This is a genomic window from Cupriavidus sp. SZY C1 (assembly GCF_032190535.1).
In the GTDB taxonomy this organism is placed as follows: domain Bacteria; phylum Pseudomonadota; class Gammaproteobacteria; order Burkholderiales; family Burkholderiaceae; genus Cupriavidus; species Cupriavidus pauculus_C.
Genome location: NZ_JAUANU010000007.1, coordinates 131,139 through 149,775, shown reverse-complemented (window position 1 = coordinate 149,775; position 18,637 = coordinate 131,139). Strand labels below are relative to the sequence as shown.

Annotated in this window: 15 protein-coding genes; 7 read left to right on the top strand and 8 right to left on the bottom strand. The window is 69.7% G+C overall.

Annotated elements, in window-relative coordinates:
* Positions 1-18: 18 nt before the first annotated feature.
* The 3 genes from QTN24_RS13335 to otsB are packed head-to-tail and all read right to left on the bottom strand — an operon-like array spanning position 19 to position 4,107.
* Positions 19-1,413, bottom strand: coding sequence for a trehalose-6-phosphate synthase (locus QTN24_RS13335; protein ID WP_124682484.1), 1,395 nt, complete (start codon positions 1,411-1,413; stop codon positions 19-21).
* A gap of 31 nt (positions 1,414-1,444) precedes the next feature.
* Positions 1,445-3,310 (bottom strand): glycoside hydrolase family 15 protein, encoded by a 1,866-nt coding sequence (locus tag QTN24_RS13330; protein WP_409559019.1) that lies wholly within the window; start codon positions 3,308-3,310, stop codon positions 1,445-1,447.
* A complete protein-coding gene (gene otsB, locus QTN24_RS13325; RefSeq protein ID WP_313837652.1) occupies positions 3,307-4,107 on the bottom strand; it encodes a trehalose-phosphatase in 801 nt (266 codons plus the stop codon). The genes QTN24_RS13330 and otsB overlap by 4 nt, the downstream gene beginning before the upstream one ends.
* Before the next feature lie 201 nt (positions 4,108-4,308).
* Here otsB and ilvA point away from each other — a divergent pair, with 201 nt between their 5' ends.
* Entirely contained in the window at positions 4,309-5,844 is a 1,536-nt protein-coding gene (ilvA, locus tag QTN24_RS13320) for a threonine ammonia-lyase, biosynthetic (protein WP_313837650.1), read from the top strand.
* A gap of 8 nt (positions 5,845-5,852) precedes the next feature.
* Entirely contained in the window at positions 5,853-6,686 is an 834-nt protein-coding gene (gene queF / locus QTN24_RS13315) for an NADPH-dependent 7-cyano-7-deazaguanine reductase QueF (protein ID WP_313837648.1), read from the top strand.
* Between the two features lie 255 nt (positions 6,687-6,941).
* Here queF and QTN24_RS13310 read toward each other — a convergent pair whose 3' ends face one another.
* Positions 6,942-8,312 carry a carbohydrate porin gene (locus QTN24_RS13310; RefSeq protein WP_313837646.1) on the bottom strand — a complete coding sequence of 457 codons (1,371 nt, stop codon included), beginning with the start codon at positions 8,310-8,312 and terminating at the stop codon, positions 6,942-6,944.
* 194 nt (positions 8,313-8,506) lie between these two features.
* Between QTN24_RS13310 and QTN24_RS13305 the strand changes: the two genes are divergently transcribed.
* Genes QTN24_RS13305 through QTN24_RS13285 form a run of 5 tightly spaced genes read left to right on the top strand, consistent with a single transcriptional unit; the run spans position 8,507 to position 13,787 of the window.
* The gene (locus QTN24_RS13305; RefSeq protein WP_313837644.1) at positions 8,507-9,178 is read left to right on the top strand and encodes a TetR/AcrR family transcriptional regulator; all 672 of its coding nucleotides are present in this window, start codon (positions 8,507-8,509) and stop codon (positions 9,176-9,178) included.
* A 27-nt stretch (positions 9,179-9,205) separates the two neighbouring features.
* Complete coding sequence (locus QTN24_RS13300) at positions 9,206-10,162, top strand: HlyD family efflux transporter periplasmic adaptor subunit (protein WP_313837642.1); 957 nt, start codon at positions 9,206-9,208, stop codon at positions 10,160-10,162.
* Positions 10,159-11,148 (top strand): ABC transporter ATP-binding protein, encoded by a 990-nt coding sequence (locus QTN24_RS13295; RefSeq protein ID WP_313837640.1) that lies wholly within the window; start codon positions 10,159-10,161, stop codon positions 11,146-11,148. Before QTN24_RS13300 ends, QTN24_RS13295 begins: the two co-directional genes overlap by 4 nt.
* Entirely contained in the window at positions 11,145-12,308 is a 1,164-nt protein-coding gene (locus QTN24_RS13290) for an ABC transporter permease (protein ID WP_313837638.1), read from the top strand. The genes QTN24_RS13295 and QTN24_RS13290 overlap by 4 nt, the downstream gene beginning before the upstream one ends.
* Before the next feature lie 15 nt (positions 12,309-12,323).
* Positions 12,324-13,787 carry an efflux transporter outer membrane subunit gene (locus QTN24_RS13285; protein WP_313837636.1) on the top strand — a complete coding sequence of 488 codons (1,464 nt, stop codon included), beginning with the start codon at positions 12,324-12,326 and terminating at the stop codon, positions 13,785-13,787.
* A 429-nt stretch (positions 13,788-14,216) separates the two neighbouring features.
* Here QTN24_RS13285 and QTN24_RS13280 read toward each other — a convergent pair whose 3' ends face one another.
* The 4 genes from QTN24_RS13280 to QTN24_RS13265 form a co-directional block, all read right to left on the bottom strand.
* Positions 14,217-15,416: a pyridoxal phosphate-dependent aminotransferase gene (locus QTN24_RS13280; RefSeq protein WP_313837634.1), complete on the bottom strand. Its 1,200-nt coding sequence runs from the start codon at positions 15,414-15,416 to the stop codon at positions 14,217-14,219.
* A 75-nt stretch (positions 15,417-15,491) separates the two neighbouring features.
* Positions 15,492-15,704 (bottom strand): DUF2783 domain-containing protein, encoded by a 213-nt coding sequence (locus QTN24_RS13275; RefSeq protein WP_124682496.1) that lies wholly within the window; start codon positions 15,702-15,704, stop codon positions 15,492-15,494.
* Positions 15,705-15,729: 25 nt separating this feature from the next.
* Complete coding sequence (locus tag QTN24_RS13270; RefSeq protein WP_313837632.1) at positions 15,730-17,490, bottom strand: FAD-dependent oxidoreductase; 1,761 nt, start codon at positions 17,488-17,490, stop codon at positions 15,730-15,732.
* An 89-nt stretch (positions 17,491-17,579) separates the two neighbouring features.
* A complete protein-coding gene (locus QTN24_RS13265; RefSeq protein WP_124682498.1) occupies positions 17,580-18,539 on the bottom strand; it encodes an MBL fold metallo-hydrolase in 960 nt (319 codons plus the stop codon).
* Positions 18,540-18,637: the final 98 nt, after the last annotated feature.

The following is an 18,637-nucleotide window of genomic DNA, read 5'->3' as shown; positions in this document are numbered from 1 at the left end:
GACGCAAAGCACCAGCCCTCAGCCGCCCTCTGTCTCCATCAGCGCCCGCAGGTATTCGCTGCTCCACCAGTGCACGTCTTGCTGGCGGATGCGTTCCAGCAGTTTCTGGTGCCGTGAGCGGCGTTCCGACAGCGGCATGTGCAGCGCCTGCTGGATGGCCTGGGCCGTGGCGCGGGTGTCGTACGGGTTGACCAGCAGCGCCTCTTTCAACTGCTCCGCCGCGCCGGCGAAGCGCGACAGCACCAGCACGCCGGGGTCGTCCGGGTCCTGGGCGGCGATGTATTCCTTGGCGACAAGGTTCATGCCGTCGCGCAGCGGCGTGACCAGCGCCACGGCGCTGGCGCGGCACAGCCCGGGCAGCCGGCGGCGCGATGTCGAGCGGTGGATGTAGCGCACTGGCATCCAGTCCAGCTCGCCGTACTCGCTGTTGATGGCGCCGGTGATGCCTTCCATCTCGCGGCGCAGGTCGGCGTAGGCGTCCACCGATTCGCGCGACGGTGCCGCGATCTGGATCAGCGTGGCGCTGGAGCGGTTTTCCGGGTATTCGGACAGCAGCGTCTGGAACGCCTTGAGCCGCTGCGGCAGGCCCTTCGAGTAGTCGAGCCGGTCGATGCCCAGCAGCAGCCGGCGCGTCGAGTACTGGCCGCGCATCATCTCGTAGGTTTCCATCGCCTCGTCGCCACGGCCCAGTTCCGCGAACTCGTCGACGTCGATGCCGATCGGGAACGCCTGCGCGCGCACCGTGCGGTGGAAGGCCCGGAAGCGGTACTCGCCCATCGGCTCCGCGCCGGCCTCGCCCTGCACGTAGCGCGAGAAGTGGTCCAGGTCCGCCTGGCTCTGGAAGCCCAGCAGGTCGTACGCAAACAGCGCGCGCATCAGCCATTCGTGCTGCGGGATGGCCGCCAGGATCAGCGGCGGCGGCAGCGGCACGTGCAGGAAGAAGCCGATGCGCTGCCCGCAGCCGATGGCGCGCAGTTCCGCCGCCAGCGGGATCAGGTGGTAGTCGTGGATCCAGATGACGTCGTCGGGCTTCAGCAGCGGCGCCAGCTTGCGCGCGAACAGCTGGTTCACGCGGCGGTAGGCGTTGAGGTTGCCGCCGGCGTCGAAGTCGGCCAGGTCCACGCGGTAGTGCAGCACGGGCCAGAGCACGCCGTTGCTGTAGCCCAGGTAATACGCGTCGTGGTCCTCACGGCACAGGTCCACGGTGGCCAGCGTCACGTTGCCGGCCTGCGTCTGATGCAGTTCGCCCTCGCCGGGCGTGCCGCCCTGCGCGGTTTCCAACACCTTGCCACTCCAGCCGAACCAGAGGCCGCCCGTCTTGTTGAGCGCTTCGGAAAGCGCCACTGCGAGCCCGCCCGCCGCGTGGTTGCGCGGGTCCGCGACCCGGTTCGATACTGCTACTAGTCTGCCCATATATCGCTTCTTGTTGTTGCGAATCCTTTCCTCAGATCACGGTGTCCCAGGGTGCCGACAGCCGCATGGCACCGTTGATCAGGCCGACCATCGAATAGGTCTGCGGGAAGTTGCCCCACATCTCTCCGGTGACCGGGTGGGTGTCCTCTGACAGCAGGCCCAGCGGGTTGCGCGCGGCCAGCATGGCCTCGAAGATCTCGCGCGCCTGCTCGCGCCGGCCAATACGCGCCAGCGCGTCGATGCGCCAGAACGTGCAGATGTTGAACGCGGTCTCGGGCTTGCCGAAGTCGTCGGGCGCCTCGTAGCGCCGCATGTACGGGCCGTCGCACAGCGATTCTTCCAGCGCCTTCACGGTCGACACGAAGCGCGGGTCGCGGGGGTCGATGAAGTTGACCTCGGCCATCAGCAGCACGCTGGCGTCCAGTTCCTTGCCGCCGAAGCTTTCCGCGAACGCCTGGCGCTTCTCGCTCCAGGACTCCTCCAGGATGCGCCGCTTCATGCGGTCCGCGTGGTCGTGCCAGTACGCGGCCCGCGCGGGCTGCTCCAGCTTCACGGCGATCTTGGCCAGGCGGTCGCACGCCACCCAGCTCATCAGCGCCGACGACGTATGGATGCGGGCGCGCGTACGCAGCTCCCACATGCCGGCGTCGGGCGTGCCGAACACGCGCACGGCCTGCTCGCCCACGTCCTCCAGCTTCTGGAATTCGGCCGGGCCGCCGCGATGGAGCAGCCGGTGGTCGTGAAACGCCTGCGCGGCGGCCAGCACCACGTTGCCGTACACATCGTGCTGGAAGTGTTCCTGCGCCTGGTTGCCCACCCGCACCGGCCCCATGCCGCGGTAGCCGCCCAGGTGGTCCAGGATGCTTTCGGGCAGCTCGCGCTCCAGGCCGATGCCGTAGAGCGGCTGGATATGGCCGTCCTGGGATTGCATCACGACGTTCGACAGCCAGCGCAGGTAGTCCTCCATCGTGCCGACCTCGGACAGGCTGTTCAGCGCCCGCACCACGAAGAAGGCGTCGCGCAGCCAGCAGAACCGGTAGTCCCAGTTGCGGCCGCTGCCCGGCGCCTCGGGGATGCTCGTGGTCATGGCGGCCACGATGGCACCGGTTTCCTCGTAGAGCGACAGCTTCAGCGTGATGGCCGCGCGGATCACCGCGTCCTGCCACTCGCGCGGCACGGCCAGCCGGCGGCTCCACAGGCGCCAGTACGCCGTGGTCTCCTGCTCGAAATCGCGCGCGATGTCCTCCACGCTGTGCGTGAGCGTCTCGTCGGGTCCCAGGATGAAGTTGTAGCCGCGCGTAACCAGGAACGGCGTGTTCGACAGCACGTAGGCCAGCGGCGCGTCGGTGGTCAGGCGCAGCGTCATGTCCTCGCCGACGAACCGCGCATGGCTGCTGCCGCGCGTGACGTGCGGCGCGTGCCGGCCGTAGTTGTAGCGCGGCGCCAGCGTCACGCGCACGCGCGGCGCGCCCCGGATCGGGCGGATGCGCCGTACCAGCGTCAACGGTCGGAAATAGCGCCCGAGCCGGAAGAAGCGCGGGCAGAAGTCGGTGATTTCCAGGCAGCTCCCGTGCCGGTCGGTGAGCTGGGTGCGCAGCACGGCCGTGTTCGGCTCGTACCACTGCGTGGCTTCCTGGAAGTCCTCGATCTCGATGTTGAAGTGTCCGGCGTTCTCGCTGGGGTCCAGCAGCGCGTTGAACACCGGGTCGCCGTCAAAGCGGGGCATGCAGCACCAGACGATGCGGCCGCGGCCGTCCACCAGCGCCGAGAACGCGCAATTGCCGATCATCCCGAGCGACAGCGACGGATCGGCGTGGCGCGACGAGGTATCGGAATCGGTATTGACGGCGGGGGCCTCCGTGGCGATGGCAGGGTTCAGGTTGGCAGGTTCGCTCACAACGTATCCTCCCGGGCAGATGGGGGTGAGAGGGGGTCGGACGGGGGGTCCTGGCGCTGCGCCAGCAGGTGCGTCAGCGCATGGGCGGACTGGTGCAGCCACTCGCGCAGGTCCGCCGGGCGGGGCAGGCTGTGCGACGCGGCAGAGGCGCGCTGGCCCACCAGCAGGCCGATGCCGCCCAGTTCGCGCACCACGGTGAAGCCGGCTTCGTCGGTGACATCGTCGCCGGCGAACAGCGGCAGGCGGCCGGCGAACGGCGGCGAGCGCATGAACGCGGCAATCGCGCCGCCCTTGTCCACGCCGGCCGGCTTGATCTCGATGACCATCTTGCCGGGCAGCGCCTCCAGCCCGATGGCGTCGCGCAGCACGTCGGCCACGGCGGCCCGCACCAGCGGCTCCAGGTCTGGCACCTGGCGATAGTGGACGGCCACGGCCACGGACTTGCGTTCGAGCCTGAGCCCCGGATGCCGGGCGACCAGCGCCTCAAGCTTGGGCAGCAGCGGGCCGATGCCCGGCGCCGGCGGCCGCGCGATGCGCTCGGCGCCATTGCGGAACTCGGCGCCATGGATGCCGGCGGCCGGCAGGCGCAAGGGCTGCAGGAAATCGTCCAGCTCGGCGACGGGCCGGCCGGACACGATGGCCACCGCGCCGCCCAGGCAGGTATGCAACGCGCGCAGCGTGCCAACCAGTTCCGGTTCCACCTGCACCAGGTGCGGAAGCGGCGCAAGATCGGCAAGCGTGCCGTCGAAGTCCAGGAATAGCGCGGTGTTGGGTTCGATCAGAGGTAACGGGGGCATCGCGTGAAACCGTAACACGTGGTTTTGACAAGCGTCCACCGGGCGCTGTCCTACAACTGTGGCCCTTGCGGCACGCCGGCGTGGCCGGTGCGCGGTGCGGCCGTGGTGGGGCCCGCGCCGGCGCCATCCATTATCATTGGCGGTTTCCGCCGATTTTTCCGGCTTTTTTTGCACGCCGCCCGCGTGGCGCCCCCGCTGACCATGACCCGCACTCCGCCCAAGCCCGACTATTTGAAGAAGATCCTGACCGCCAAGGTCTACGACGTGGCCCAGGAGACCGAGCTGACCTACGCCCCGGCCCTGTCGGCGCGGACCGGCAACGCGGTCTGGTTCAAGCGCGAGGACACCCAGCCCGTGTTCTCGTTCAAGTTGCGCGGGGCGTACAACAAGATGGCGTCGCTGAAGCACGAGGAACTGAAGCGCGGCGTGATCGCCGCGTCGGCCGGCAACCACGCCCAGGGCGTGGCGCTGGCCGCCGCCCGGCTGCAGTGCAAGGCCATCATCTGCATGCCCACCACCACGCCGCAGGTGAAGATCGACGCGGTGCGCGAGCGCGGCGGCGAATGGGTCCGCATCGTGCTGCACGGCGAGTCGTACAGCGACGCCTACCTGCACGCGGCCGAGCTGGAGGCCAAGCAGAAGCTCACCTTCATCCACCCGTTCGACGACCCCGACGTGATTGCCGGCCAGGGCACCATCGCCATGGAGATCCTGCGCCAGCACCCGGGCCCGATCCACGCGATCTTCGTGGCCATCGGCGGCGGCGGGCTGATTTCGGGCATTGCCGCCTACGTCAAGGCCGTGCGCCCCGAGATCAAGGTCATTGGCGTGCAGACGTTCGATTCCGACGCGATGAAGCGCTCGGTCGACGCCGGCAAGCGCGTGGAACTGAAGGACGTGGGCCTGTTCTCGGACGGCACGGCCGTGAAGCTGGTGGGCAAGGAAACCTTCCGCATCACGCGCGAGCTGGTGGACGACATCATCCTGGTCGATACCGACGCGATCTGCGCGGGCCTGAAGGACGTGTTCCAGGACACCCGCAGCATCCTGGAACCGGCCGGCGCGCTGGCCGTGGCCGGCCTGAAGGCCTATGCCGAGCGCGAGAAGCTCAAGGGCCAGCAGCTCGTGGCCATCGCCTGCGGCGCGAACATGAACTTCGACCGCCTGCGCTTCGTGGCCGAGCGCGCCGAGGTAGGCGAGGCCCGCGAGGCCGTGTTCGCCGTGACGATCCCCGAGGAACGCGGCAGCTTCAGGCGCTTCTGCGAGCAGGTGGGCACCCGCAGCGTGACCGAGTTCAACTACCGTATCGCCGACAAGGGCGTGGCGCACATCTTCGTGGGCCTGCAGATCGCCGCGCGCAGCGAGAACGACAAGATCGCCGCCAACTTCCGCCGCCACGGGTTCGACACGCTGGACCTGTCCAACGACGAACTGGCCAAGCAGCACATCCGCTACATGGTGGGCGGCCACTCGCCGCTGGCGCAGGACGAACTGCTGTACCGCTTCGAATTCCCGGAGCGGCCGGGCGCGCTGATGAAGTTCCTGTCCAGCATGGCCCCGAACTGGAACATCAGCCTGTTCCACTACCGGAACCAGGGCGCGGACACGTCGAACATCCTGGTGGGCATCCAGGTGCCGAAGAACGAGAAGCGCGCGTTCCGCACCTTCCTTTCCACGCTCGGTTACGTACACTGGGACGAGACCGACAACCCCGTTTACAAGCTGTTCCTGGCCTGAGACCCGCAATGACGCTTCCTGAGCACTCGCCGCTGGGCAAGCCCTCGGCGTACAAGACCGAATACGACCCGACGCTGCTGTTCCCGATCCCGCGCCAGCCCAAGCGCACCGAGATCGGCCTGACCGAGGGCCGCGCGCTGCCGTTCTTCGGCGTGGACATCTGGAACGCGTACGAGGTGTCGTGGCTGAACCTGAAGGGCAAGCCGCAGGTGGCGCTGGCCACGTTCATCATCCCGTCCGACACGCCGAACATCGTCGAGTCCAAGTCCTTCAAGCTGTACCTGAACTCGTTCAACCAGAGCCGGATCGCCTCTGCCGAGGCACTGCAGCAACTGCTGCACCACGACCTGTCGCAGGCCACGGGCGGCACCGTGCAGGTGCGGCTGGTCACCGAGGCGGACCTGGGCACGCAGAAGATGGGCGAACTGGACGGCCTGCTGCTGGACCGCCTGGACATCGAGACCGACATCTACGAGCCCGACGCCTCGCTGCTCAAGGCCGACCAGGAGGCATCGCCGGTGGAGGAAACGCTGGTGTCGCACCTGCTCAAGTCGAACTGCCTGGTCACGGGCCAGCCCGACTGGGGCAGCGTGCAGATCCGCTACGTGGGCGCCCCGATCGACCAGGAAGGGCTGCTCAAGTACCTGATCTCGTTCCGCAACCACAACGAGTTCCACGAGCAGTGCGTGGAGCGGATCTTCACGGACGTGCTGCGCATGTGCAAGCCGGTCAAGCTGGCCGTCTACGCCCGCTACACCCGCCGCGGCGGGCTGGACATCAACCCGTTCCGCACCAACTTCAACACACCGTGGCCGGATAACCGCCGGAACGCGAGGCAGTAGGGAGCGGGGCGACGGCGAGTCGTGCCGACACCGGGTTTTGCTCCCGCCGGCGGTCTTGCTCCCGCCGGCGGTCTTGCTCCCGCCGGCGGTCTTGCTCCCCTCTCCCGCTTGCGGGAGAGGGGCTGGGGGTGAGGGCGTTGAGGTTCAAAACGCGACATGTCGCAAATAGAACTGCCAGCCCTCTCCCCTGACCCCTCTCCCGCATCGCGGGAGAGGGGAGAAAACCCCAAGCCACTGCGAAACGCCCCGGCCCCCTCAAAACTCCGCGTGCGCCCGTACGCCGATGAACTTCGCCGGGCCGCGGTCGCGGTTGTAGCCGGGGTTGCGGATGTACTGGAAGTCCGGGCTCAGCGTCAGCGTCTTCCACACGGCGAAGCTGTAGTAGATCTCCACGATCTGTTCCGGGCCGTAGCGCAGCGCGCCATCGCCCAGGAAGGCGCCCAGGCCGCCGGCCGCCAGGTAGTTGCGGTGCGCGGGCCCGAGCATGTTGACGGCCATCGCCAGTCCCACCTCGTCCTTCGGGCGGCCCCATAGCGCGCCCTTGAGCGTGCCGCCGCCGGCCACCTGCCGGCCGATCTCGGTGAAGGCGTAGGTCTCGGTCTTGTCGTCGGACCAGTTGGCACGCAGGAACACGCCCGCGTCGCGCGTCACTTCCTGCAGGAACGCCAGCCCCACGCCCCACTTGGTGTGTTCGCGCCGCACGTCGGCCACGTCGGGCGTCACGCCGTTGGCCTGGCCGAACGCGATGGCGTCGTTGAAGGCGCCCATGTTGGCGCGGTTGCGCCACAGCAGCAGCCGCGCCTGCCCGGGGCGGCCGGCAATCTCGTAGCGCTTTTCCAGCTCCAGCATCTGGCCGTAGTGCTTGAACGCACGCGTGTCCAGCTCGCGCCCGTTGGACTCCAGCGGCTGCAGGAAGTGGCCGACGCGCGCCGACCAGCCGTCGCCGATGTACTCCAGCGCCGCGCCCCAGTTGTAGCCGCGCGAATCGGCCGGGTAGTCCCACGAGCCATGCGTCAGGAACGACCAGTTCATGAACTGCGTGCGCGGGTCTGACCCGTACGGGTTCTGGTCGAACACGTCGATCACGCCGAAGTTGCCGGCCGTCAGCACCAGCCGCTGCTTGTCCACCGTGCGCGCGAACTGGTTGAAATCCGCGTCCAGCGTCTCGTCGCCGCCGCCCATGCCCCAGTACTGGCGGACGAACGCGCGCGCCCGGTAGAACTTTGGCGACGTGCTGGCCGTCTTGGCCAGCTCGCCGTTGGACAGCCCGCCCAGCCCGTGCAGGTCCGAGAACGGTACGCCCTGCGACACCTCGGGATTGAAGTGGAACTCCGCGCCGCGCCACAGGCGCAGCCCCAGGTCCAGCGTGCTCGTGAAGGAATAGCTCTTGGCGCGCTCGGGCGTCAGGCTGTTCTCGCCCGAATACGGCGCGTCGAACGCCGGCTTGCGGGTCCAGATGTAGGTGGCCTGCCCGTGGATGGCGAACGGGTTCTCGGTATCGGGTGGCGTCGCGGCCTCTTGCGCCTGCGCCGCCCACGGCAAGGCCGCGCTGGCCAGCAACGCGGCGAGTCGACGGACAAAGCGGGGGCGCGGCCGCCGGGCGGCCAGCAATACGTGACGCGGCATGGAAGATCGGAAAGAAGGGTTGGATACGCCGCCCGGCTGGGCGGCCCCTTGGCTGCGCGAGCATAGCCAAGCCGACATGACCTGTCCACCGCCCATGCTGCATCGCAACAACGCCGCCCAACCTGTAACAGTCCTTGTATTAATTAATTCGAAAATTAATATTCGAGCGAAGCCCGCCAGCATCCAGACCATCCATGCCCTCCGCCCCGTCCGACCCGAAACGCCGACCCGGCCGACCGACCACCCGCACGGCCGACGCCGGCCAGCGCGACCTGCTGATCGACGCCGCCGTGACGATGTTCGCGCGGCACGGCGTGGCCGCCACGTCGACCAAGGCCATCGCCACCGAGGCCGGCGTCACGCCGGCGCTGGTCCACTACTACTTCCGCGACCGCGAGGCGCTGCTGGACGCGATTTTCGAGGAACGGCTGCAGCCGATGATCGACCACGTGTTCGGCGCGCTGCAGGCCGGCGACGCCGACCCGGTCACGCGCATCCAGGGCCTGGCCGCGCAGCTGATCCGCACCGCGGCGGGCACGCCATGGTTTCCGGGCCTGTGGATCCGCGAGATCGTCAGCGTCGACGGCCACCTCCGCGAACGGCTGCTGCAGCGCGTGGCCCCGCAGCGCGCCCAGCTGATCGCCGGCCCGCTGGCCGCCGCCCATGCGCAGGGCCAGCTCAATCCGGGGCTGGAGCCGGCGCTGGTCATGGTCTCGCTGATCGGCCTGACGATGCTGCCGCTGGCCACCACCCACATCTGGCGCGCGCTGCCCGGCGCGGCCGATATCGATACCGACACGCTGGTGCGCCACGTCACCGCGCTGCTGGCCCACGGCCTGTCCGTGCCGCCCAAGGATCCCGCCTGAACCGCCATCTCTCCGGAGCCCGCATCCATGTCCCTGATCCTCCGCACCCCGCCCCTGCTGCTGGCCGCCGCGCTGCTCGGCGCCTGCGGCAACGACAAGCCCGACACGTGGCAAGGCTACGTCGAAGGCGAATTCGTGGCCGTGGCCTCGCCGTTCGCCGGCCGCCTGGAAACGCTGTCGGTCGAGCGCGGCCAGCAGGTGGGCACCGGCGCCCCGCTGTTCGTGCTCGAATCCGACGACGAACGCGCCGCGCGCCAGCAGGCCGCCGAGCAGGTACGCGTGGCCGAGGCGCAGCTTGCCGATATCCAGACCGGCAAGCGGCCGGTGGAAGTGGCCGTCAACCAGGCCCAGCTCGTGCAGGCCCAGGCGCAGGCCACCCGCAGCGCCGCGCAACGCAGGCGCGACGAGGCCCAGTTCGAGATCGGCGGCATCTCGCGCGCCCAGCTTGACGAGAGCCGCGCCACGGCCGATGCCGACGCCGCGCGCGTGCGCGAGCTGCAGCGCGACATCGAAGTGGCCCGCCTGCCCGGCCGCAAGGACCAGCTGGCCGCCCAGCGCGCGCAGATCGACGCCGCGCGGGCCGCGCTGGCGCAGGCCGAGTGGAAGCTGTCGCGCAAGTCGGTCAACGCCACCGTGCCGGGCCTGGTCTACGACGTGCCGTTCCGCCCCGGCGAATGGGTGCCGGCCGGCAGCGCCGTGGTGCGGATGCTGCCGCCGGGCAACGTCAAGGTGCGTTTCTTCGTGCCCGAAGCCGTGGTCGGCGCCCTGCAGCCGGGCCAGGCCATCACCATCCGCTGCGACGGCTGCGCGGCCCCGGTGCCGGCGAAGATCACCTACGTGTCGAACGAGGCCGAGTTCACGCCGCCGGTCATCTACAGCAACGAAACGCGCGGCAAGCTCGTGTTCCTGATCGAGGCCCGCCCCACCGCCGCCGACGCGCCCCGGCTGCGCCCCGGCCAGCCCGTGGAGGTGGCGCGGTCATGAGCACGTCCCCCTCCCCCGCCCGCAACGGCGAGCTGGCCATCGACGTGCGCGACCTGAACAAGCATTTCGGTGACAAGCACGTGGTCAACAACCTGACCATGCAGGTGGCGCGTGGCGAGATCTTCGGCTTCCTGGGCCCCAACGGCAGCGGCAAGACCACGTCGATCCGGATGATGTGCGGCCTGCTGACGCCAGACTCCGGCTCGGGCACCTGCCTGGGCTACGACATCCTGACCCAGGCCGCCGAGATCAAGCGCAACGTCGGCTACATGACGCAGCGCTTCTCGTACTGGGAAGACCTTTCGATCCGCGAGAACCTGGACTTCGTCGCCCGCGTCTACGACATGCCCAGCCGACGCGAGGCCGTGGACCGCGCGCTGGAAGACCTGGGCCTGCAGTCGCGCGCCGAGCAGCTGGCCGGATCGCTGTCGGGTGGATGGAAGCAGCGGCTGGCGCTGGCCGCCTGCCTGCTGCACGAGCCGCAGCTACTGCTGCTGGACGAGCCCACCGCCGGGGTGGACCCCAAGGCCCGGCGCGACTTCTGGGAACAGCTCCACCAACTGGCCGCGCGGGGCATCTCGGTGCTGGTCAGTACGCACTACATGGACGAGGCCGAGCGCTGCCACAAGCTGGCCTACATCGCCTATGGCACGCTGCTGGCGCAGGGTACGTCCGACGAAGTGGTGGCCAGCCAGCACCTGAGCACCTGGAGCGTGGAAGGCGACAACCTGGCCGAGCTGTCCGCGCAGTTGCAGGGCAAGCCCGGCGTCGACCAGACCGTGGCCTTCGGCACCGCGCTGCACGTGACCGGCAAGGACGCCGGCCAGCTGGAACGCACGCTGCGGCAGTACGCCGGCACCGGCCATCGCATCGCCCAGGCGCAGACCAGCCTGGAAGACGTGTTCATCCACATGATGGGCGGCGCGCAGGACAACATGGCCACGCCGGCCCGCCAGCCGGCCGTCGGCCCGAAGGAGGCGCCATGAGCACCGCCCGCCCGGCCGCCCCGCGCCAGCGCCGGTTCTCGGTGCAGCGCTGGTGGAGCATCGTCCTGAAGGAATTCCTGCAGCTACGGCGCGACCGCATCACATTCGGCATGATCGTCGGCCTGCCCATCGTGCAGCTGCTGCTGTTCGGCTTTGCGATCAACAGCGACCCGCGCCACATGCCCACGGCCGTGATCGTGGCCGAGCACAGCGATTTCTCGCGGTCGTTCGTCGCCGCGCTGGAAAACACCACGTACTTCAAGGTCGTGCGCACGATGCCCGACGAGCGCAGCGGCCGCGAGGCGCTGCTGCGAGGCGACGTGCAGTTCGTGGTCACCATCCCCACGGACTTCTCGCGCCGGCTGCTGCACGGCGACCGCCCGGCGATCCTGGTGGAGGCCGACGCCACCGACCCGTCGGCCACGGGCCCGGCCATCGGCGCGCTGGCGCAGTTGCCGGCCACCGTCGCCCGCGTCGACCTCAAGGGCGCGCTGGCGCCGCTGGCCGGCGGGGCGCCGGCGTTCGACGTCAACGTCCAGCGGCTGTACAACCCGGAGGGCATCACGCAGTACAACATCGTGCCGGGGCTGATGGGCGTGATCCTGACCATGACGATGGTGATGATGACCGGGCTGGCGATGACGCGCGAACGCGAGCGCGGCACGATGGAGAACCTGCTGGCCACGCCGGTGCAGCCTATCGAGGTCATCTCGGGCAAGATCGTCCCGTACATCTTCATCGGCCTGATCCAGGCCACGATCATCGTGCTGGCCGCGCACTTCGTGTTCGGCGTGCCGTTCCTGGGGTCGGTGGTGGCGGTCTACCTGGCGGCGCTGCTGTTCATCGCGGCCAACCTGACGGTCGGCATCACGCTGTCGTCGCTGGCGGCCAACCAGCTCCAGGCGGTGCAGCTCACGTTCTTCTACTTCCTGCCCAACATCCTGCTGTCGGGCTTCATGTTCCCGTTCGCGGGCATGCCCACCTGGGCGCAGTGGATCGGCAACGTGCTGCCGATGACCTATTTCAACCGGATGGTCCGCGGCATCATGCTCAAGGGCAGCGGCTGGACCGAACTGTGGCCCAACGTCTGGCCCGTGGCGCTGTTCACGGTCATCGTCATGGCCATTGCGGTGCGCTTCTACAAGCGCACGCTCGACTGACTGCGGAGCGTCGTCATGCGTATCCCACCCCTTCTTGCCACCGCCGCCGCCGTCCTGCTGATGGCCGGCTGCGCGGTCGGCCCCGACTTCCGCACGCCCGACGCGCCGGCCGACCCGCGCTTCACGGCCGGCCCGCAGCCGTCGCAGATGGCCGCGCAGGGCTATCCCACCCAGACCGTGGCGCCCGGCGACATCCCGGCCGACTGGTGGACCGCCTTCGGCAGCGCGCCGCTGGACGAGACCGTGCGCCTGGCGCTGGCCAGCAGCCCCACGCTGACGCAGGCCCGCGCCCGGCTGCGCGAGGCGCAGGAGAACCTGAACGCGCGCACCGGCGCTACCCAGTTCCCGCAGGTGGACGCCAAGCTCAACGCCACGCGCCAGCAGGTGGACCTGACGTCGGTCGGCATCACGCAGTTCCCGAGCCCCGGGCCATTCACGCTGTACAACGCGAGCGTGCAGGTGTCGTACGCGCTGGACCTGTTCGGCGGACAGCGGCGCGAGCTGGAGGGCCTGCGGGCCGCCGTGGACTACCAGCGCTACGAACTGGAAGCGGCGCGCCTGTCGCTGGCCGCCAACGTGGCGACGGCCGCCATCCGCGAAGCCGGCCTGCGCGCGCAACTGGCCGATACGGTAGCCATCGCCGCCGCGCAGCAGCGCCAGCTCGACATCATGCGGCAGCGGCTGCAAGCGGGCGGCGTGGCGCGCGTGGACGTGCAGCGCCAGCAGGCGGAACTGGCGCAGACGCAGGCGCTGATCCCGGGGCTGTCGCAGCAGCTCGACGCCACGCGCCACCAGCTCGCCGTCTATACGGGCCAGACCCCGGCCAGCGCCCAACTGCCGGAATTCCGGCTCGAAGACCTGCACCTGCCCGAATCGCTGCCGGTCAGCCTGCCCGCCGAACTGGCGCGCCGCCGCCCCGACATCCGCGCGGCCGAGGCGCTGCTGCACCAGGCATCGGCCGACATCGGCGTGGCAACGGCCAACCTGTACCCGCAGATCACGCTGACCGCCAGCGGCGGCACGCAGCAGATGCGCGCGCGCGACCTGTTCAGCAGCCTGAACGTCTGGAGCCTGGCCGCCGGCGTGGTGCAGCCGGTGTTCCACGGCGGCGAGCTGCGCGCGCAGAAGCGGGCCAAGGAAGCGGCGTACGAGCAGTCGCTGGGCGCCTACCAGCAGGCCGTGCTGCAGGGCCTGCAGAACGTGGCCGACACGCTGCGCGCGCTGGAAGCCGACGCCGCCACGCTACAGGCCCGCGCCGACAACGCCCGCCAGACGCGCGACACGCTGACCATCGTCAGCGAGCAATACCGGCTTGGCGGCGTCAGCCAGTTCACGGTCATCGACGCCGAACGCCAGGCCCGCCAGGCCGCACTGGACCTGGCCCAGGCCCGCGCGGCGCGGCTGGCTGATTCCGCCGCGCTGATGCAGGCGCTGGGCGGCGGGTGGTGGCAAGGGGAGACGGTGGTGGGCGGGCGGTGAGGTGTTGACGGGGGCGGTGGTGGCAATGGGATGCGCTGGCCCTCTCCCCCGGCCCCTCTCCCGCGGGCGGGAGAGGGGAGAAAACAGCAGCATCTGAAGCACCGGCTATCTGCTCTGGATGCGCTGGCCCTCACCCCCGGCCCCTCTCCCGCGCGCGGGAGAGGGGAGAAAACAGCAGCATCTGAAGCACCGGCTGTTTGCTCTGGATGCGCTGGCCCTCACCCCCGGCCCCTCTCCCGCGCGCGGGAGAGGGGAGAAAACAGTCGGAGCTTCAGACGCTGTCGGTTTGCTCCCCTCTCCCGCCTGGCGGGAGAGGGGCCGGGGGTGAGGGCGTCGAGCCTCTGCTTGCCGACGTGTGGCAATTTGAACCCCCTGACCGTCTCCCCCAACCCGTCTCCCACGCGCGCGAGGAGAACCAAAACCGCCCCCCTACCGCCCCAGAAACCCCGCCAGCCGCTGCACGCCTTCGTCCAGCCTGGCCGTGTCGCACGCATAGCACCACCGGACGAACCCCTCGCCCTCGTCGCCGAAGGCGCTGCCGGGGGCCAGGCCCAGCCGGGCCTCGCGGACCAGGCGCTTGCATAGCGCCAGGCTGTCCGTGGTGCCCGCAAGCCGGAAGAACACGTACATCGCGCCGTCGGGCGCGTGGGCTTCCACGCCGGGCAGCGCTGCCAGCCGGGTCACCAGATGGTCGCGCGACGTGTGCAGCCGCTGCACCAGATCCTGCGTGAAGGGCTCGCCCTCGTTCACGGCGACGATGCCGGCCTGCTGGACGAACGATGGCGCGCACGACGTGTTGTACTCGATCAGCTTGCCCAGGTCGTCCATCAGCGACGCCGGCAGCACCATCCAGCCGAGCCGCCAGCCCGTCATCAGCCAGGCCTTCGAGAACGAGTTCACGGCGATCACGCGCTCGTCGCGGCTGGCGATGTCGAGGAAGGACGGCGCGTTGCCGCCCTCGGCGCCGTAGTAGAGCCGCTCGTAGACCTCGTCGGCGATGATCCAGATGCCGTGCCGGCGGCAGTGGTCCAGCACCGCCTGCTGCTGCGCGCGCGGCATGACCCAGCCCGTGGGGTTGTTCGGCGAGTTGATCATCACGGCGCGCGTGCCGGGCGTCAGCGCGCGCAGCAGCTTGTCGACGTCGAGCGTCCAGCCGTCGGCGCCAAAGTCCAGCGTGACCGTTTCCACGGTGGCGCCCAGGATGCGCGGGATTTCAACGAGGTTCGGCCAGAGCGGCGTGACGCAGACCACGCGGTCGCCCGGCCCGGTCACCACCTGCGCGGCCAGCATCAGCGCGTTGACGCCGGCGCTGGTCACGGCGATGTGGTCGACGGCCGTGTCGCCGTGCAGCCGCGTCACGTAGCCGGCCAGTGCCGCGCGCAGCGGCGCGATGCCGAGGTTGTGGGTGTAGAACGTGGCCCCTTCGGCCAGCGCGCGGGCCGCGGCGTCGCGGATGAACGCCGGGGTTACCTGGTCCGATTCGCCGAACCAGAACGGCAGCACGTCGGGCAGGCCGATGCCGGCGTTGGCTACCTCGCGGATGCGCGACGCGCGCAGGCCGTGGACGACGTCCCGCGCCAGCGGCGCGGCGTCTGGGGCGGAAGACTGGCGGGGCAGGCTGGCGGACATCGGCACTCCTTGCGGCGGAAATGGATGAAGCGCCTAGCGTACCGGATTTCCGCCCACGCCCGCTGCCGATCGGAATCAAGCGGCCGGGGCGTCGGCGTGGGCTGCCGAACGGGCCAGCCGCATCGCCTCGACCAGGGTGTCGTGGTCGCCGATGTGGTTGGCCAGCAGCAGGATCAGCCGCGCGTTGGCGGCCTGGCTGGCGGCGTCGTCGAGGTCGCGGTGCATGTCGATCAGCGCCTCGTAGAAGTCGTCGGGGCGGGCGAGGTTGGGGGCGGTGTTCAGTGGCATGGGCCTGTCCTGGGTTGCGGGGCCGTCAGGCCAGGGCCGCGGCGGTGGCCGGGGCCGGCTGCGGCAGCGGCGATGCCGGGGCGTTGCCGGTGGCGCGGGCCAGCGCGGCGCCGATGCGGGCGCTGTCCACGCCGCGCCAGCGGGCGCAGACGTGCTGGTCCGGGCGGATCAGGTAGCACGTGCCGGCGCGCGCGTCGTAGCGGCGGGCGGCCAGGCCCTCGGCGTCGCGCAGCACGGTGGCGCCGGGCCACGCCTGCGCCGAGGCCGAGATCGACGCATCGGTCACGAACACCACGCGCAGCGGGATGCCGCCCTGCTGGAGCGTGCGCAGCGCCTGGGCCTGCGCGGCGTCGAGGCCGGACGGCGCGCCGAACACCAGCACGACGAACGCATCGCCAAGGTGCTGGAGCAGCCAGGGTCGCCCCGCCCCGTCGGCGGCCTCGGCCACGGGCGCATCGACGCAGGCCGCGCCGGGCACCATCGGGCCGGCAAACCCGTCGAGATCGGCCGTGTTGAGCGGCGAGCCGTGCAGCACCGCCGGCACCGACAGCCGGCCGCTGTTCACCAGTTGCCGGGCGAATGCATGGTCGCGCGCCAGCGTCAGCACGGCATCGCGGAACACGCGGCTGACCGGGCTCTTGGGCGTGATGAAGTCGGTGGAACGCGTGGAATTGCGGATGTTCTCGTCGGCGGCGAACTCGCGCTCGCTGGCGTAGCTGTCCAGCAGGCTGTCGGGCGCCTTGCCCTGCAGCACGTAGGCCAGCTTCCAGGCCAGGTTCTCGGCATCCTGCACGCCACTGTTGGCGCCGCGCGCGCCGAACGGCGACACGCCATGCGCGGCGTCGCCGGCAAACAGCACGCGGCCGTGGCGGAAGCTGTCCATCCGCACGCACGAGAACGTGTAGACGCTGACCCATTCGAGTTCGAACCTAGCGTCGGGGCCCAGCAGCGCCTGCACGCGCGGGATCACGCGCTCGGGCGCCTTCTCGGCCACCGGATCGGCATCCCAGCCGAGCTGGAAGTCGATGCGCCAGACGTTGTCGGGCTGGCGGTGCAGCAGCACCGACTGGTTCGGATGGAATGGCGGGTCGAACCAGAACCAGCGCTCGGCCGGGAACGGCGCCTCCATCTTCACGTCGGCGATCAGGAAGCGGTCGCGGAACGTGTGGCCGTGGCTTTCCTTCCCCAGCAGCTTGCGCAGCGGGCTGCGCGAGCCATCGGCCGCCACCACGTAGCGCCCGCACAGCGTGTAGCAGCCGTCGGGCGTCTCGATGGTCAGCGCCACGTGGTCGGGGTGCTGGGCCACGCCCACCGCCCGGCTCTTCCAGCGGATTTCCAGGTTCGGCAGCGACTGCGCCAGCTCCAGCAGGTAGCCCTCGACGTAATACTGCTGCAGGTTGATGAACGCCGGGCGCTGGTGGCCGCCTTCGGGCAGCAGGTCGAACGCGTAGATCTGCCGGTCCTGCAGGAACACCTTGCCGACGTGCCAGCGCACGCCCTTGTCGACCATGCGGCCGCCGCAGCCCAGCCGGTCGAAGATGTCCAGCGTGCGCTTGGCGAAGCAGATGGCCCGCGAGCCGGTGGAAAGCGTGCAGTCGTCGTCGACCAGCATTACGGGCACGCCCTGGCGCGCGAGGTCGATGGCCGTGGCCAGGCCCACGGGCCCGGCGCCGACCACCACCACCGGGTGGGGGGCGCCGGCGCAGTGGCCCGGCTGCTGCTCGGCGCACGGCGCGTAGGCGTACGTTTGCTTCTGGTAGTCGATGTCGACCGGCGTACTGCGCATGGTGTCTCCGTCCATGTGTGCGTGTCGTCACGCTTGTTCTGCTGCCCGCCCCCGCCATCCGGGCGAGCGGGAAAACCGCCGCGCCTGCCCTACGCCTGCAGCGCGGCCCACATCTCCTGGTCGCGCTGGGCCGTCCAGATGCGCGGATGCTGGATGCCGGCGGCTTCGTCGTAGGCGCGCGAGACGTCGAACGGCAGGCAGTGCTCGTAGATGAAGACGTGGCCGAACTTCGGGTCCATCGACTTGCGGGTGTGCGCCATGGCGGCCTTCAGGTCCATCTTGCCGGCCACGGCCTCGCGGCCGGCCTGCAGCAGCGTGGAGACGAAATCCTTGGTATAGGCCAGGCCCTTGGCCACCTCGGCCGGGCTGGTCAGCGCGGGGCCACGGCCGGGCACGAGCTTTTCGGGTTGCAGCGCGGCCAGCGCGTCGAGCGTGGCGGGCCATTGTTCGAGCTGGGCGTCGCCGCAGTAGCAGGCCGCGTCGTACTCGACCAGATCGCCCGAGAACAGCACCTTCTGCTGCGGCAGCCAGACGACGGTGTCGCCCTTGGTGTGGCCGGCGCCCAGGTGGGCGATGCGCACCTCCAGCTTGCCCAGGAACAGCGTGATTTCCTGGTCGAAGACCAGCGTCGGCCACGTCAGGCCGGGCACGGTCTCCACGCCGGCGAACAGGCGCGGAAAGCGCTCGATCTCGGACTTCATGTCGGCCTCGCCGCGCTCCACGATCATCTCGTAGGTGCCGCGGCTGGCAATCACCTGCTGCGCGCCCTCGGCAAAGTAGGCCGACGCGCCCAGCACGCGCACCGCGTGGTAGTGCGACAGCACCACGTACTTGATCGGCTTGTCGGTGATGGTGCGGATGCGGGCAATCAGGTCCTGCGCCATGGCGGGCGTGGCCGTGGTGTCGACGATCATCACGCCGTCGTCGCCAATGATCACGCCCGAGTTGGGGTCTCCCTCGGCCGTGTAGGCCCAGGCGTTCTCGGAGAGCTGCGTGAAGGTGATCTGCTTGGCTTCCAGGTCGGCCTGGGATGCGAATGCTTTTGCCATGTCTGCCTCGTTGTCTCGATAGGTATGGGCCAGCGATCTGTGGGGATCGGCGTGACTGAATCTTAGGAAGGCCGCCGTTTTTAATCAATGGCAAATCC